Here is a 13,517-nt window from a genome sequence, read left to right as displayed (position 1 = left end):
GAATGTCCCGGCGAGTTCGCAGGTTTCCAGCGATTTCGCACGCCGGGGGAGGAGGCGCCGGCAGGGGAGCTAGGTGCCGGCCTCAGCCTGGTCGGCGTCGAACCCGGCCAGCAGGCGCCGGGCGGCCGTGTCCATGTGCGAGTGCATGGCGGCCGTGACGGCAGCCTCGTCCCGGGCTTCCAGTGCGCGGAAGATCTCCCAGTGTTCGGCCAGGGCCGCCGCCGCATGGCCCTTCTCGGTCAGCGCCCGGTCAACCCAGATGCGCAGCAGCGAGCGGATGCTCTGGAGGAGTTCCTGCAGGACCTGGTTGCCCGAGCTGGTGGCGATTTCACGGTGAAAGGCGGCGTCGGCCTCCACGAAGACATCCAGATCGTCCAGGCTGCCCTCCATCGTGGCGAGGTTGCCGCGCATCCGATCCAGCGCCTCATCGCTGATCCGCAGGGCTGCAAGCTGCCCGGCTTGCACCTCGAGGCCGCCGCGGAGTTCCACGAGTTCGCGGGTGCGCGGGGCGCCCAGCATGAGCCCCCAGCTGAGGGTGCGGGGGAGCAGTTCGGAAATACCGTCCCGAAGATATGTTCCGGAGCCGGGCCGGACGATGACGATCCCCAGGATCTCGAGGGCGGCCAACGCCTCCCTAACAGCGGACCGGCCCACACCCAGGGATGCGGCCAACTGACGTTCCGCCGGCAGCCGCGTTCCGACGGCGATCTCTCCGCTGGTGAAATATGCCAGCAGCCGCTCTGCCACCTCGGACACCACCGAGCCTTGTTCCATGGAACCGAGGGCGGCACTGATCTTGGCCGACGATGCGGCGGAGTTAACGGACACACTCAAAGCCTAACAACCCGGCCCCCGGAAAAGTGCCGCACAATCACCTCGAGAAACGTACATGTCAACCGGTTGACCAATTTCCTAAACGGTCTTATGGTGTTAATCACAGGCTTACTCGCGGGCCGGCAAGCTTCGCGTTAACAGGCCCTGAGACACCCTCCCGGCATCCAGCGAAGGACGCTGCCGGAGACCAACATCTAGGAGTCAATGTGGACACCACACAATCGGTGGTCGAAAGATCTGCAATCAGGAAAGTGGCGATGCGGCTGGTGCCGTTCGTTGCGTTGATGTTCTTCATCAACTACCTGGACCGGACAGCTATCTCGTTCGCCGGTCCCAATGGCATGAACACCGACCTTGCCCTCTCGGCAGCGCAGTTCGGTTTCGCCTCCGGCGTCTTCTTCATCGGCTACATCCTACTGGAGGTCCCCAGCAACCTGGCCCTCCACAAGTTTGGCGCCCGGCGCTGGCTTGCCCGCATCATGGTCAGCTGGGGCATTGTCTCCCTGCTGTTTACGTGGGTGGGCAACGTGGAACAGCTCTACGTCCTGCGGTTCATCCTGGGCGTGGCCGAGGCCGGGTTCTTCCCCGGCGCCATTCTCTTCCTCAGCCTCTGGGTCCCCTCCCGGCACCGCAGCAAGATCCTTGCCCTGTTCTACTTGGCCCAGCCGCTGACCACCGTCATCGGTGCCCCGCTCGCCGGCCTCCTGATCCAGCAGCACGGACTCTTCGGACTCGCTGGCTGGCGGGTCATGTTCTTCGGCGTCGCCATCCCCGCCATCATCATCGGCATCATCGCCTGGTTCTACCTCGCCGATTCCCCCGCCAAGGCCAAGTGGCTGACGCAGGAGGAAAAGACCTGGCTGACCGCCGCCCTTGAGACGGAAAAGAAGGAAACCGCGGCCAGCAACAAGCACGTCAGCGTCCGCACCGTCTTCGGCAACGGCCGCGTCTGGATGCTTTCCGCCATCTACTTCGGCTTCATCTATGGCCTCTACGCTCTCGGGTTCTTCCTGCCCACGATCATCGCCGGTTTCGAAGGCATCTACGGCACCAAGTTCGATGTCTTCCAGAAGGGCCTGATCACCGCCATTCCTTACCTGCCCGCAGCGTTCGCCCTGTACTTCTGGTCCAAGGACGCCACCAAGCGCGGCGTCAAGACCTGGCACATCGCGCTTCCGGCTCTCACCGGCGCCCTCAGCATCCCGCTGGCTCTGTTCGCCGGCTCGCCGGCCGCCACCATCGCCGTCATCACCATCACGGCCATGTCCATCTTCGCCGCACTGCCCAACTTCTGGACCGTACCCACGCAGTTCCTCACCGGAGCAGCGGCGGCAGCCGGCATTGCCCTGATCAACACGGTGGGCAACCTGGCAGGCTTCAGCGCCGGCTACATCACCGGCTGGCTCAAGGACTTGACCGGCGCCTACACCGTACCGATGTTCGTCGTCGGCGGCTTCATGCTCCTTTCCGCCATTCTCATGGTGCTGCTCAGCCGCTCAGGCAAGGTCAGTGAAGGCATTCCGGCTGAAGCCCTGGACCCCACGGGAGCCGGACACCACGCCGAGCCGTAACAGACCCGGGGGCGTTCTCCTCATCCGAGGGCGCCCCCGTACCAAGCCCGGCCCGGCGCATACCGCCGCCAACCCTTCACCCCCTCAGCATCAGAATCACGACTTCGCCCTAGTTAGGCCCAGGAGCTTTCCCATGACCCGCCTGTTCAACCAACCCGCAGCCTTCGCTGACGAAATGATCGAGGGCTTTGTCGCCTCCCACGGACGCTGGGTGAAGCGCGTTTCCGGCGGCGTTGTCCGCAACACCAAGAGCACACCGGACACCGTGGCGCTGGTGATCGGCGGCGGCTCCGGCCACTACCCCGCCTTCGCCGGCCTGGTGGGCCAGGGCCTGGCGCACGGCGCCGCGATGGGCAACCTGTTCGCTTCCCCGTCCGCCCAGCAGGTGTACAACGTGGCCAAGGCGGCCAACAACGGCGGCGGTGTGCTCCTGGGCTACGGCAACTACGCCGGGGACGTCCTGCACTTCAACCAGGCGCAGGATCGCCTGCGCAAGGAAGGCATCGACTGCCGCAGCATTGCCGTGACCGACGACGTTTCCTCCGCGCCGCTGGCAGAGCGGACCAAGCGGCGCGGCATCGCCGGCGACCTGACCGTCTTCAAGGTGGCCGCGGCCGCCGCGGAGGCCGGATATTCGATGGACCAGGTGGCGGAGATCGCCGAACGCGCCAACCACCGCACACGCTCCTTCGGAGTCGCCTTCTCCGGCTGCACCCTGCCGGGCGCCGACCACCCGCTGTTCTCCGTCCCCGAAGGCCGCATGGCCGTAGGGATGGGCATCCACGGTGAACCGGGCATCGACGAAACGGACATCCCGACGGCGGATGAGCTCGCCGAACTGCTGGTCGCCAGGCTCCTCACCGAGATCCCCGAAGGAACAGGTGACAGCCCGCACCGCGTGGTTCCCATCCTCAACGGCCTGGGCAGCGTCAAATACGAAGAGCTCTTTGTCGTCTACCGCCGCGTTGCCCAGCTCCTTGCCGAAGCCGGCCTGGAAGCGGTGGACCCGCAGGTGGGCGAGCTGGTGACCAGCTTCGACATGGCCGGCACCTCGCTGACCCTCTTCTGGCTTGACGCTGAACTTGAATCCCTCTGGAATGCCCCGGCCGACACCCCATCGTTCCGCCGCGGCGCCGTTACGGCCGAGGCACTGGAAGTCCCCGGCGGGGGACATGGCGCCGGCGGCTTTGACGACGTCGAAAGCGCCATCCCGGACGCTACCGAAGAGTCCCGCGCCGGAGCCCTCCGCATTCTTGACGTTCTGGGCTCGGCGAAGGCAGTGGTGGATGCCAACGCCGATGAACTCGGCAGGATCGATGCCATCGCCGGCGACGGCGACCACGGCATCGGCATGGAACGGGGAATCGGGGCGGCTGTAGCCGCCGCCGCAGACGCCGTTGCCCGCGGGGCAGGGGCCGCGACCACGCTTCATCTCGCCGGTGACGCGTGGGCTGACAAGGCCGGCGGCACGTCGGGAGCGCTGTGGGGGATGGCGCTCCGCGCCGTCGGTGACGCCCTCGGTGACTCCAAGGCTCCCGACGCGAGCGCCGTCGCCGACGGCGTGGCCCGGGCTGCCGCCGCGATCATGGAATTCGGCAAGGCAAAACCCGGCGACAAAACCCTGGTGGATGTCCTGGTCCCGTTCCGCGACTCGCTCAGCACCGGCGTCAGCGCCGGCCAGACCCTCCGCGAAGCCTGGGACGCGGCAGCTACAGTCGCCGAGCAGGCGGCCGAGGGCACCGCACAGTTGCTGCCGCTCATGGGGCGTGCACGTCCCCACGCCGAGAAGAGTCTCGGTACCCCCGATGCCGGCGCCGTCTCCATGGCGCTGATCGTACGAGCCATTTCCAAAACCCTTACAAAGGAGAACGCATGAGCGCCAAACTGCGCCTGGTCATCGGATCCGACGACGCCGGATTCGAATACAAGGAAACCCTGAAGGCCGACCTTGAGGCGAGCGACCTCGTCGAATCCGTCCAGGATGTCGGCGTGGACGCCACCAGCCACACCCCCTACCCCTCCGTGGCCATTGCCGCGGCCGAGCTCATCGCCGCCGGCAAGGCGGACCGTGCGCTGCTGGTCTGTGGCACCGGACTTGGTGTCGCCATCGCTGCCAACAAGGTCCCCGGCATCCGTGCCGTCACGGCCCATGACAGCTTCTCGGTGGAACGCTCCGTGCTGAGCAACAACGCCCAGGTCCTCACCTTCGGCCAGCGTGTCGTCGGCCTCGAGCTTGCCCGCCGGCTCGCCCGCGAATGGCTCACCTACACCTTCGACGAGACCTCAGCCTCGGCCGAGAAAGTCACTTTGATTAAGGACTACGAGGGTGTCACTTCCTGCTAAGGGCCCCGCGGGCCAAACTCAGCCGAAGGCCATCATCGGCGTCAGCCTCAAGATGTACTTCGGCTACGATCGCACACTCGACTGGTGCCGCGACGTCGCCGGGTTCGCTGCGGGCCACCCCGCAGTGCGCAGCGGCGAGATCGAACTCTTCGCCCTGCCATCCCACCCGGTGCTCGCCGAAGCGGCGCGGGTCCTCGGCGCTGCCGGGGTAGCCTCCGGCGCCCAGGACATCTTCTGGAAGGATGAGGGCGCCTTCACCGGCGAAGTCGGCGGCAAAATCATCGCCGAGGTCGGTGGCCGCTACGCGGAAGTGGGCCACGCCGAGCGGCGCCGGATCTTCGGCGAGGACGATGACGTGATCGGGCTGAAGACCGCCGCCGCTTTCCGCAACGGCCTGACTCCTGTCCTGTGCGTCGGGGAACCTGCCCGCGGGACAGCCGCAGACGCCGCGCGGTACTGCATCCGCGAAATCGATGCCGTGCTGAACCGGGCCGAGAGCCTCGGCCAGTCCGGACGGACCATCGTCGCGTACGAACCCCAGTGGGCCATCGGCGCCGCCGAACCCGCCACGCCGTCCTTCATCAGCGACGTCATCCGCGGCCTTGATGCCCACCTTCGTAGCCGGCCCGGCCAGGCCGACAGCCGGGTCATCTACGGCGGCAGCGCCGGACCCGGACTGATCGGCCAGCTGGACTCCGCCGTTGCAGGCCTCTTCCTGGGCCGCTTCGCCCATGACCCGGAGGCGCTCAGGACCATCCTGGATGAGACCTCCGCGCGGCTCGGGCTTCCGATCGGAACCGAGGCGACAGCATGAGCAGCACCGCCACCATCGGGCTGAGCAGCTACGCCTTCTTCTGGCAGCTTTCCGAGAAGGTCTCGAAGCCGCTCAGCATCCACCAGGCGCTGGAACGCACTGCCGCCCTGGGCGTGGACCTGTTCCAGATCTGCGACTACGTCCCGCTCGAATCCATGAGCGCCGCGGAGCTCGCGGACGTCAAGGCAACCGCGGACTCGCTTGGGATAGCGCTGGAAGTGGGGACCAAGGGGATCCGCCCGGAGCACCTCCGGAAGTTCCTGGGCATCGCCGGCATCCTCGGATCCCCGCTGCTGCGGACGATGTTCAACAGCCCCGGCCACACCCCCTCAACGGAGGAGGCCACGGCCATCTTCCGGGAGGTCCTGCCGGAGTTCGAAGCGGCCGGGGTAAAGATCGCGCTGGAAACCTACGAACAGGTACCCACCTCCCGGGTCCTGGACGTCATCCGCAGCGTTGGCAATCCGAACCTGGGCATCTGCAGCGATCCCGCCAACACCGTGGCCGCCCTTGAGCTGCCCCGTGAGGTGATAGACGCCGTCGCGCCGTATGTCCTGAACATGCACATCAAAGACTTTGCGTTCAGCCGCAAGGAGGGGTGGGTCGGGTTCACATACTCCGGCGCGCCGCTCGGCGAGGGCCTTCTGGACTATGACTACATGGCCGGAAAGCTGCAGCCCAAAGAAAGAAACATCAACCAGATTGTCGAGCACTGGCTGCCGTGGCAGGACTCCGAAGACGAGACCATCCGCCTCGAAAACCAGTGGACCCAACAAAGCCTCGATTTCCTAAGGAGCAAGTGAAATGTCAGCAGAACAATTGACCATCGCCGTCATCGGTGCCGGAGGCAAAATGGGGCTGCGTGTTTCAGCCAACCTCCAGAAGAGCGCCCATAACGTCTTCTACAGCGAGAACTCCCCGGCCGGCCAGGAACGGGTCCGCGCCGAGGGCCGCGAGATCAGCAGCACCGAGGACGCCATCAAGGACGCCGACGTCGTGATCCTCGCCGTCCCGGACACCGTCCTCGGCATCGTTTCCCAGGGCGTGGTCCCGCAGATGAAGTCCGGCGCCATCCTCCTCACGCTTGACCCCGCAGCCGCCTACGCCGGTCTGCTGGCCAAGCGCGACGACGTCGTCCAGGCCGTGGCCCACCCGTGCCACCCGTCCGTGTTCCTGGAACGCACCACCAAGGAAGAATGGGCCGATACCTTCGGCGGCCAGGGCGCCCCCCAGAATGTCGTCGCCGCCATCGACGAGAACGCCTCCGGGGAGACCCGAGCGGCCGCCGAGGCCACCATCAAGGTCATCTACGCGCCCGTGATCGACGTCCACTGGGTCACCGTTAAGCAGCTGGCCATCCTCGAACCCACCCTGGTGGAGACCGTGGCCTGCATGATCGGCACCCTGCTGAACGAGGCACTCCACGAGACCGTGCACACCGCCGGCGTTCCGGAGGGAGCAGCCAAGGCGATGCTGTTCGGCCATGTGCAGATCGCCCTGACCAACGCCCTGCGCGGCTCCAACCCGTTCTCCGAGGCCTGCGAAATCGCCATCCAGTACGGCAAGGACACCATCATCAAGGACGACTGGAAGAAGATCTTCGACGACTCCGAGCTGGACAGCGTGATCGCCAAGATGCTCAAGCTGGACGCCATCAAGCGCTGATTCATCCGATCGGCGCCGCTCCAGGGCGCACCGAGCAGCAAGGCCAGAAGACGACGTCGGGAATCTCCCGGCGTCGTCTTCTTGCGCCCGCCGTCAGGGTGGCCGGGTGAGTCTGTATGCCCGTCCCCGGGGCAGCGGGCGGGGCCCAGTCGATGCACGATTGCGGGCCGGGCCGCAGCGCTTTTCGACATCCCCCTGGCCCCCTGACAGCCGGACCCAGGACGCGTCACCCGAGAAGGTCGTCCGCGTAGCACCAGCGCCAGTCTTCGCCTGGTTCGATGCTCCGCATCACCGGGTGGCCCGTGGCGTCGAAGTGCTTCGAGGCATGCGTCCCGGGCGAGGAATCACAGCACCCCACCTGCCCGCAGACCAGGCACATCCTGAGGTGGACCGTCGTCGTGCCCTCGCGGACGCAGTCGGCGCAGAAGGCGTCCCGGGGCACGTCCGGGGAGACGGCGGACTCGAGGTGGCTGCAGACTCCGCCGGGCCGCGCGATCCCTTCCCCGCCGCCACCCTCGGCCGTGTCCAGCTCATCCAACGCGACGTCGAGCATTGACTCCTCGATGTCGAGTTGGTCCAGGACTTTGCTGAGGATCTCGTGGGCGTACTCGCCGCCGCGCCGCAGCTCCAGCACCGTGGCCCGTTCCGCCTCCAGCATGGCAAGGCGCAGCTGGGCGTAGCGCTGGCTGGGAGTCGACGCTTCCGCCGTCGGACGGCCCAGCCGCTCCCAGGCCGCCAGTCCACGCTCCTGGGTGCGGCGCGTCAGCATCGCCACGACCTCCGGAGGATCGGTTTCGGTGCGCAGTTCCTCCAGACGCTGCACGCCGGCGGCGGTGGCCAGCTGCACCAGCGAGGCCTGGTTCAACGCGTCCTCCCGGGGATCGGGGCCCTGGACCGGGAGGAACCGGACGACGGCCGGGAGCGTGAACCCCTGCAGCGTCAGCGTGCCGGCGACCACCACCATCGCGGCCAGAATCAGCACGGAGCGGTGTTCCAGGTCCGCAGGCAGCACCAGCACCGCGGCCAGCGTCACCACCCCCCGCATTCCCGCCCAGGACACGATCGCGGGGTAGGTCCACGGTGGTGCGGGGTCCTTGCGGCGCACGGCCGGGATCAGCCGGGGAAGATATGTCGCGGGGAACACCCAGATCGGCCGGAGCACCAGCACCGCCAGCAGGATCACGGCGCACCCCGCCCAGATCCGTTCGGTCCCGAGCGAGTCGTCCCGGACCCCGTCAATGATGGTCCGGACCTGGAGCCCGATCAGAAGGAAAACCGAATTCTCCAGCAGGAACTGCACCGTGTTCCAGTTGCTGCGCTGGCTCAGGCGCGCCGCGCCGTTCGGCATGGACGGCGCCTTCGTGCCCATCACCAGGCCGGTGACGACGACGGCGAGAACCCCCGAGGCGTGGATCGCCTCGGCCGGCAGGTAGGCGAGGAAAGGCGCCATCAGCGACGTCGAGGTGTTGATGGCGACGTTCCGGATCCGCTTGCGGAGCTCCGTAAGGATGTACGCCGCGGCCAGGCCCACCACGAGTCCGCCGCCGGCCGCCAGCAGAAAATCGCCGCCGATCTGGGCCACAGAGACCGATCCCGAGAGAGCGGCGATGGCCGCGCGCAGGCACACGAGAGCGGTGGCGTCGTTGACCAGCGACTCGCCTTCGAGGATGCTGACAATCCTGCGCGGCATGCCCACCTTGCGGGCGATCGAGGTCGCGGCCACGGCGTCCGGCGGCGCCACCACCGCACCCAGGGCGATCGCCGCGGCCAACGGGACTTCCGGAAAGAGCCACCACACCACCAGACCCACGGTGATGGTGCCGAAAATGACATAGCCCACCGAGAGCAGGCCGATGGCGCGCCGGTTGGAGCCGAAGTCGTACAGGGACGTCCGCAGCGCCGCCGCATAGAGCAACGGCGGCAGCAGCCCGACCAGGACGAGCTCGGGGTTCAGCTCGATCGGGGGAACGAATGGCAGAAAGGAACCGGCGATGCCCGTGAGGACCAGCAGCAGCGGGACGGAAACGTTGAACTTCCGGCCCAGCGCACTGCCGGCACAGACCACCGCGACGAGAACCACCAGTCCCAGCGCGACTTCCATTGAGCCATTCTCTCAGTTGCGGGAGCCTACCTCGGGCTTTACTGCCGTGACGGGGCAGCCGGCCTCGAGGATGACCCGTTGGGCGGTGCTGCCGAGGAACAGCTTCCCCACTGGGGAACGCCGCCGCACGCCAATGACAATCAGCTCAACGTCAGCCTCGTAGGAGGCGTCGATCATCAGGTCCGCCGCGTCGGTGCCGCCGTCATCGGGCCGCAGCGAGGCGGCGACGCCCGCAGCCGCGGCGGCGGCGATGGCCTCCCGGATATCCGCATCCGCCTCGGCGGACGCCACTCCCGGGAGGGGGCCCATGATCTGCAGGTCCGTGTTTCGCAACGCGGCTTCCTGGATGGCTGCGCTGAGTGCCGCACGGCCCTCCTGGCTGGCGACGTACCCCACGGCGACGCTCATGCCCGCACCTCCGTCAGCACGGCGCCGGTGGTTACGAAAGAGCGCAGGTTGGCGAGGGTAAGTTCGGCCATCGCGGCGCGTGTTTCGTGCGTGCCGCTTCCGAGGTGGGGCAGCAGGACGACGTTCTCCAGGGCGAGAAGGTCCTCGGGAACCTTCGGCTCCTCCGCGAACACGTCCAGTCCGGCGCCGGCCAGCCGACCGGCCAGCAGGGCGGCCACGAGGGCGTCCTCATCCACTACGGATCCCCGGGCGATATTGATCAGATAGCCTTCCGGCCCGATCGCATCGATGACTGCAGCGTCTACCAGCCTTGCTGAGCCCGGGCCGCCCGCGGCAGCAACAATGAAAACATCGCAGCCTGCGGCGAGTTCGCGCGGTGTTGCCGCGTAGCGGTAGCTGACCCCCTCCACCTGGTTGCGGCTGTGGTAGCTGATCTCGCAGTCGAAGCCTTCGAGCCGCCGGGCGATGACGCGGCCAATCCTGCCCAGCCCGAGGATGCCTACCTTCTTCCCGCTGGCCTTGGTGGCCAAGGGAAAGTTGCCTTTGCTAAGCCAGTCACCGCGGCGGACGAAGCGGTCCGCTGAGCTGATGCCCCGCAGGAGGTCCAGGTAGAGTGCCATGGCCGTGTCGGCCACGCAGTCGTTAAGGACATCGGGAGTATTGCTGACGGTGATGCCCCGCGAGGCTGCCTGTGCCACGTCCGTAGTGTCATAGCCGACGCCGAAGTTGATCACCGCGCGGAGGTTCGGCAGGGAGCGCATCACCTCCGAGCCCACGCCCACCTTTCCGGAGGTCACAGCAACCTCGAAGGATTCCCCGTGCTGCCGCAGGAACTCGGTCCGCTCGTCAGTGGAATCGGGGAGACGCACCGCCCGGTAGTCTTCCGTGATGGCTTCTTGGACGGTTGGCATGAGGGGCCCTACCTGGAGGACGGCGTTGTTCTTCATATCTGCACCCTAGGTTTCGGACCCATACACGTCCAACATGTAAATGGCATTGATCGATGCCCGGATTGAATTGATGGCAGCACTTCGGCGGAACCGCGCGGAATTCCCGGGGAAGTGGTGGCCGTCACATGCCGCTGGCGATGTATTCCTGCCGCTTCGCAGCGGTCCGAGGCCAGGAAACATCCTTGTGGGGCTCCCAGACGTCGCTTAGCTTGAGTCCAGCGCGGCCCGAAAAGCACCAGGTTTTTGATGCTTGTTGGTGCAAGAGCACCCCGCTGCCGCAAGAATCCAACCCGGAGGAATCCAATGACGTCTTCTTCAAAACTCCCCGTTTCCGCTGCCTTGCTCAAATGGCCAGCCCTGGCGTCCGTCGCGGTGCTGGGTCTCAGCGGCTGCTCGGTTGCCAATTCCAACGAGGGCGCCGCCGCCGCCTCGAACACCGTCCGCGTGGTCCTCAGCCAGGAACCGCCCACCCTGGAAGCCTGCGAATCCAACCTGACGTCCACCGGCGTCGTGATGCGCTCGAACGTCACCGAACCGCTGATTGAGCGGAACCCGCAGACCGGTGAACTCGAACCTAAACTCGCCACCACGTGGGAAGCCACCTCCGATACCGAGTGGACCCTGAAACTCCGCGAAGGGGTCAAATTCCAGGACGGCACGCCGTTCAACGCCGAGGCCGCCGCCTTCACCATCGAACGGGCCGTCAACTCCAAGCTCGGCTGCAACGTGGAGGGCTACGTCTTCGGCGACGCGGACCTCGCTGTGAAGGCCGTGGATGCCACCACCCTGACCGTCACAACTCCGGAGCCGGACCCCATCCTGCCGCTGCGCCTGTCGTTCCTTGAGGTGGTTCCGACGTCTACGAGCGCCACGGAGAAAGTCCGTGAGCCGATCGGCACGGGGCCTTACAAGATCGAGACCTGGGACGCGGGCCAGAAAATCACGTTGTCCAGCTGGGACGGCTACTGGGGGGACAAACCTGCGTACGCCAAAGCCGAGTACCAATGGCGCTCCGAGAGCTCCGTGCGAGCCGCCATGATCACCAGCGGCGAGGCGGACGTGGCCATGGGATTGGGCCCGGACGACAACATCGGTGAGCTGGGAATCGACTACCCGAACAATGAGACGGTCGCCCTCCGGTTCGACGGAACCAAGGCCCCACTGAACGACGTCCGCATCCGCCAGGCCGTGAACTATGCGATCGACAAGGAGGGAATCGTGAACTCCCTCTACCAGGGCAAGCACAAAGTGGCAGCCCAGTTGGTTCCGGAAGGCATTGTGGGACACAATGCAGCCCTTAAGCCCTGGTCCTTCGACCTGGACAAGGCCAAAGCCCTTGTTGCAGAAGCCAAGGCAGCCGGCGTAGACACCGGTGCCCAGATCTCGCTCGTCGTCCGCAACGCGCAGTTCCCCAAAATCACGGAACTGGCCCAGGTCCTGCAGGAGCAACTCACCCAGGCCGGCTTGACCGTAAAGCTGAAAATGCTGGAAACCAGCCAGCAGCTGACCTACCAGACCCGCCCCTTCGCCCAGGATGAAGGAGCGGCGGCGGTGATGGTGCAGCACGGCAACCAGGCCGGCGATGCAGCCTTCACCGTTGACCAGTACATGCTCTCGACTGGAGCGCAAAGCCACTTCGGAACCCCGGAGTTCGACGCCATGATCAAGAAGGCCGATGCGGCCTCCGGCGACCAGCGGAAGAAGGATTTCGAGGAGATCTTCGCCTACCAGAGCGACAAGGTTGTCCAGTTCGCCCACATCTCACACCAGACCGGCATCCTCGGCAAGGCCAAATCCGTGAACTACACGCCGAACTCATCCAGCGGTGATGAGCTGCGCATCTCGGAAATGACCCCGGCAAAGTAGCCGGACCTCCGGGAGAGAAGGACAACCATGCTGAACTACTTGAGAAAGCGGATCGTCTCCAGCGCGTTGCCGCTGGTGGTGGTGGTCGTCGGGGTGTTCGCCCTGGCCAGGATGACCGGCAACCCGGCCGCTCTATACCTGCCCCTGAACGCCACACAACAGATGCGCGACGACTTCACCGCCCGCAACGGACTGGACCAGCCGCTCCTGCTACAGATGGCGGACTACTTCGGTGGAGTGCTCCGGCTCGATTTCGGGCAGTCATTGCGCACCGGGCAGGACGCCGCCGCCATGGCGTTGCGCGCCTTCCCGGCCACCTTGCAGCTGGCCGCCACCACCATGGTGCTGGCCGTGCTGCTGGCCCTCGTGGTCGGCTGCTGGGCGGCATTGAATCCAAATGGCATCGCCGACCGCATCTCAAGTTTCGTTTCGATGGCCGCCGCTTCGATCCCGGATTTCTGGCTGGCAATCGTGGGCATCTGGGTCTTCGCCATTACCCTGGGCTGGCTCCCGACATCCGGTGTGTCGGGAGCCGGCGCCTGGGTGCTGCCCATCGCCACCCTGCTCCTGCGGCCGTTCGGGGTGCTGGTCCAGATTGTCCGGGGCTCCATGGTCTCGGCGCTCTCGGAGCCTTACATCAAACTGGCCCGCAGCCGCGGGGCCAGCGAGTTCCGCGTGGTTACACACCACGCGCTGCGCAATGCTGCCGCTCCCGCGCTGACCGTGGCCGGCGACCTCACTGTCGGGCTGGTTAACGGAGCCGTGGTGGTGGAAACCATCTTCGGCTGGCCGGGCATCGGAAAGCTCATGATCGACTCGATCCTGCAGCGTGACTTCGCGGTGCTGCAAGCAGCCGTGCTGCTCACCGCCGTCGCGATCTTCGCCCTGAACATCCTCATCGACATGGGTTACGCACTGCTGGACGCACGCGTCCGTCCCGTTACGGCCAAGGCTTAGGAGTAGCC

The 13,517-nt window shown here is 66.2% G+C and carries 12 protein-coding genes; 8 read left to right on the top strand and 4 right to left on the bottom strand.

Annotated elements, in window-relative coordinates; genetic code table 11:
* Positions 1 to 69: 69 nt before the first annotated feature.
* Positions 70 to 828: a FadR/GntR family transcriptional regulator gene (locus tag OM977_RS16795; protein ID WP_264355023.1), complete on the bottom strand. Its 759-nt coding sequence runs from the start codon at positions 826 to 828 to the stop codon at positions 70 to 72.
* A gap of 212 nt (positions 829 to 1,040) precedes the next feature.
* On the opposite strand from OM977_RS16795, the gene OM977_RS16790 reads away from it, so the two are divergent.
* The 6 genes from OM977_RS16790 (at position 1,041) to OM977_RS16765 (ending at position 7,227) form a co-directional block, all read left to right on the top strand.
* Positions 1,041 to 2,405 (top strand): MFS transporter, encoded by a 1,365-nt coding sequence (locus tag OM977_RS16790; protein ID WP_264355022.1) that lies wholly within the window; start codon positions 1,041 to 1,043, stop codon positions 2,403 to 2,405.
* A 133-nt stretch (positions 2,406 to 2,538) separates the two neighbouring features.
* Positions 2,539 to 4,281 carry a dihydroxyacetone kinase family protein gene (locus OM977_RS16785; RefSeq protein WP_264355021.1) on the top strand — a complete coding sequence of 581 codons (1,743 nt, stop codon included), beginning with the start codon at positions 2,539 to 2,541 and terminating at the stop codon, positions 4,279 to 4,281.
* On the top strand, positions 4,278 to 4,748 hold the full coding sequence (locus OM977_RS16780; protein ID WP_264355020.1) for a ribose-5-phosphate isomerase: 471 nt from the start codon (positions 4,278 to 4,280) through the stop codon (positions 4,746 to 4,748). The genes OM977_RS16785 and OM977_RS16780 overlap by 4 nt, the downstream gene beginning before the upstream one ends.
* Positions 4,732 to 5,562: a triose-phosphate isomerase family protein gene (locus OM977_RS16775; protein WP_264355019.1), complete on the top strand. Its 831-nt coding sequence runs from the start codon at positions 4,732 to 4,734 to the stop codon at positions 5,560 to 5,562. The genes OM977_RS16780 and OM977_RS16775 overlap by 17 nt, the downstream gene beginning before the upstream one ends.
* Entirely contained in the window at positions 5,559 to 6,365 is an 807-nt protein-coding gene (locus OM977_RS16770; RefSeq protein ID WP_264355018.1) for a sugar phosphate isomerase/epimerase family protein, read from the top strand. The genes OM977_RS16775 and OM977_RS16770 overlap by 4 nt, the downstream gene beginning before the upstream one ends.
* Before the next feature lies 1 nt (position 6,366).
* Positions 6,367 to 7,227 carry a phosphogluconate dehydrogenase C-terminal domain-containing protein gene (locus OM977_RS16765; protein ID WP_264355017.1) on the top strand — a complete coding sequence of 287 codons (861 nt, stop codon included), beginning with the start codon at positions 6,367 to 6,369 and terminating at the stop codon, positions 7,225 to 7,227.
* A gap of 226 nt (positions 7,228 to 7,453) precedes the next feature.
* Here the strand turns inward: OM977_RS16765 and OM977_RS16760 are convergent, their stop codons facing one another.
* From OM977_RS16760 to OM977_RS16750, 3 genes are read right to left on the bottom strand one after another with little or no spacing between them, the layout of a single operon-like run.
* Positions 7,454 to 9,328: a Na+/H+ antiporter gene (locus OM977_RS16760; protein WP_264355016.1), complete on the bottom strand. Its 1,875-nt coding sequence runs from the start codon at positions 9,326 to 9,328 to the stop codon at positions 7,454 to 7,456.
* Positions 9,329 to 9,340: 12 nt separating this feature from the next.
* Positions 9,341 to 9,736 carry a universal stress protein gene (locus OM977_RS16755; RefSeq protein WP_264355015.1) on the bottom strand — a complete coding sequence of 132 codons (396 nt, stop codon included), beginning with the start codon at positions 9,734 to 9,736 and terminating at the stop codon, positions 9,341 to 9,343.
* Positions 9,733 to 10,683 (bottom strand): 2-hydroxyacid dehydrogenase, encoded by a 951-nt coding sequence (locus OM977_RS16750; protein WP_264355014.1) that lies wholly within the window; start codon positions 10,681 to 10,683, stop codon positions 9,733 to 9,735. Before OM977_RS16750 ends, OM977_RS16755 begins: the two co-directional genes overlap by 4 nt.
* Before the next feature lie 306 nt (positions 10,684 to 10,989).
* Here OM977_RS16750 and OM977_RS16745 point away from each other — a divergent pair, with 306 nt between their 5' ends.
* On the top strand, positions 10,990 to 12,552 hold the full coding sequence (locus tag OM977_RS16745) for an ABC transporter substrate-binding protein (protein ID WP_264355013.1): 1,563 nt from the start codon (positions 10,990 to 10,992) through the stop codon (positions 12,550 to 12,552).
* 27 nt (positions 12,553 to 12,579) lie between these two features.
* Positions 12,580 to 13,509 carry an ABC transporter permease gene (locus OM977_RS16740; protein ID WP_264355012.1) on the top strand — a complete coding sequence of 310 codons (930 nt, stop codon included), beginning with the start codon at positions 12,580 to 12,582 and terminating at the stop codon, positions 13,507 to 13,509.
* Positions 13,510 to 13,517: the final 8 nt, after the last annotated feature.

It is taken from the genome of Pseudarthrobacter sp. MM222, assembly GCF_947090775.1.
Taxonomy (GTDB): domain Bacteria; phylum Actinomycetota; class Actinomycetes; order Actinomycetales; family Micrococcaceae; genus Arthrobacter.
This window is presented reverse-complemented; position numbering and strand designations above follow the sequence as displayed.

Bases quoted from the DNA above. Each gene is read 5' to 3' on its own strand.
- OM977_RS16785 (WP_264355021.1), top strand. From the start codon at position 2,539: ATGACCCGCCTGTTCAACCAACCCGCAGCCTTCGCTGACGAAATGATC.
- OM977_RS16780 (WP_264355020.1), top strand. From the start codon at position 4,278: ATGAGCGCCAAACTGCGCCTGGTCATCGGATCCGACGACGCCGGATTC.
- OM977_RS16770 (WP_264355018.1), top strand. From the start codon at position 5,559: ATGAGCAGCACCGCCACCATCGGGCTGAGCAGCTACGCCTTCTTCTGG.
- OM977_RS16765 (WP_264355017.1), top strand. From the start codon at position 6,367: ATGTCAGCAGAACAATTGACCATCGCCGTCATCGGTGCCGGAGGCAAA.
- OM977_RS16760 (WP_264355016.1), bottom strand. From the start codon at position 9,328: ATGGAAGTCGCGCTGGGACTGGTGGTTCTCGTCGCGGTGGTCTGTGCC.
- OM977_RS16755 (WP_264355015.1), bottom strand. From the start codon at position 9,736: ATGAGCGTCGCCGTGGGGTACGTCGCCAGCCAGGAGGGCCGTGCGGCA.
- OM977_RS16750 (WP_264355014.1), bottom strand. From the start codon at position 10,683: ATGAAGAACAACGCCGTCCTCCAGGTAGGGCCCCTCATGCCAACCGTC.
- OM977_RS16745 (WP_264355013.1), top strand. From the start codon at position 10,990: ATGACGTCTTCTTCAAAACTCCCCGTTTCCGCTGCCTTGCTCAAATGG.
- OM977_RS16740 (WP_264355012.1), top strand. From the start codon at position 12,580: ATGCTGAACTACTTGAGAAAGCGGATCGTCTCCAGCGCGTTGCCGCTG.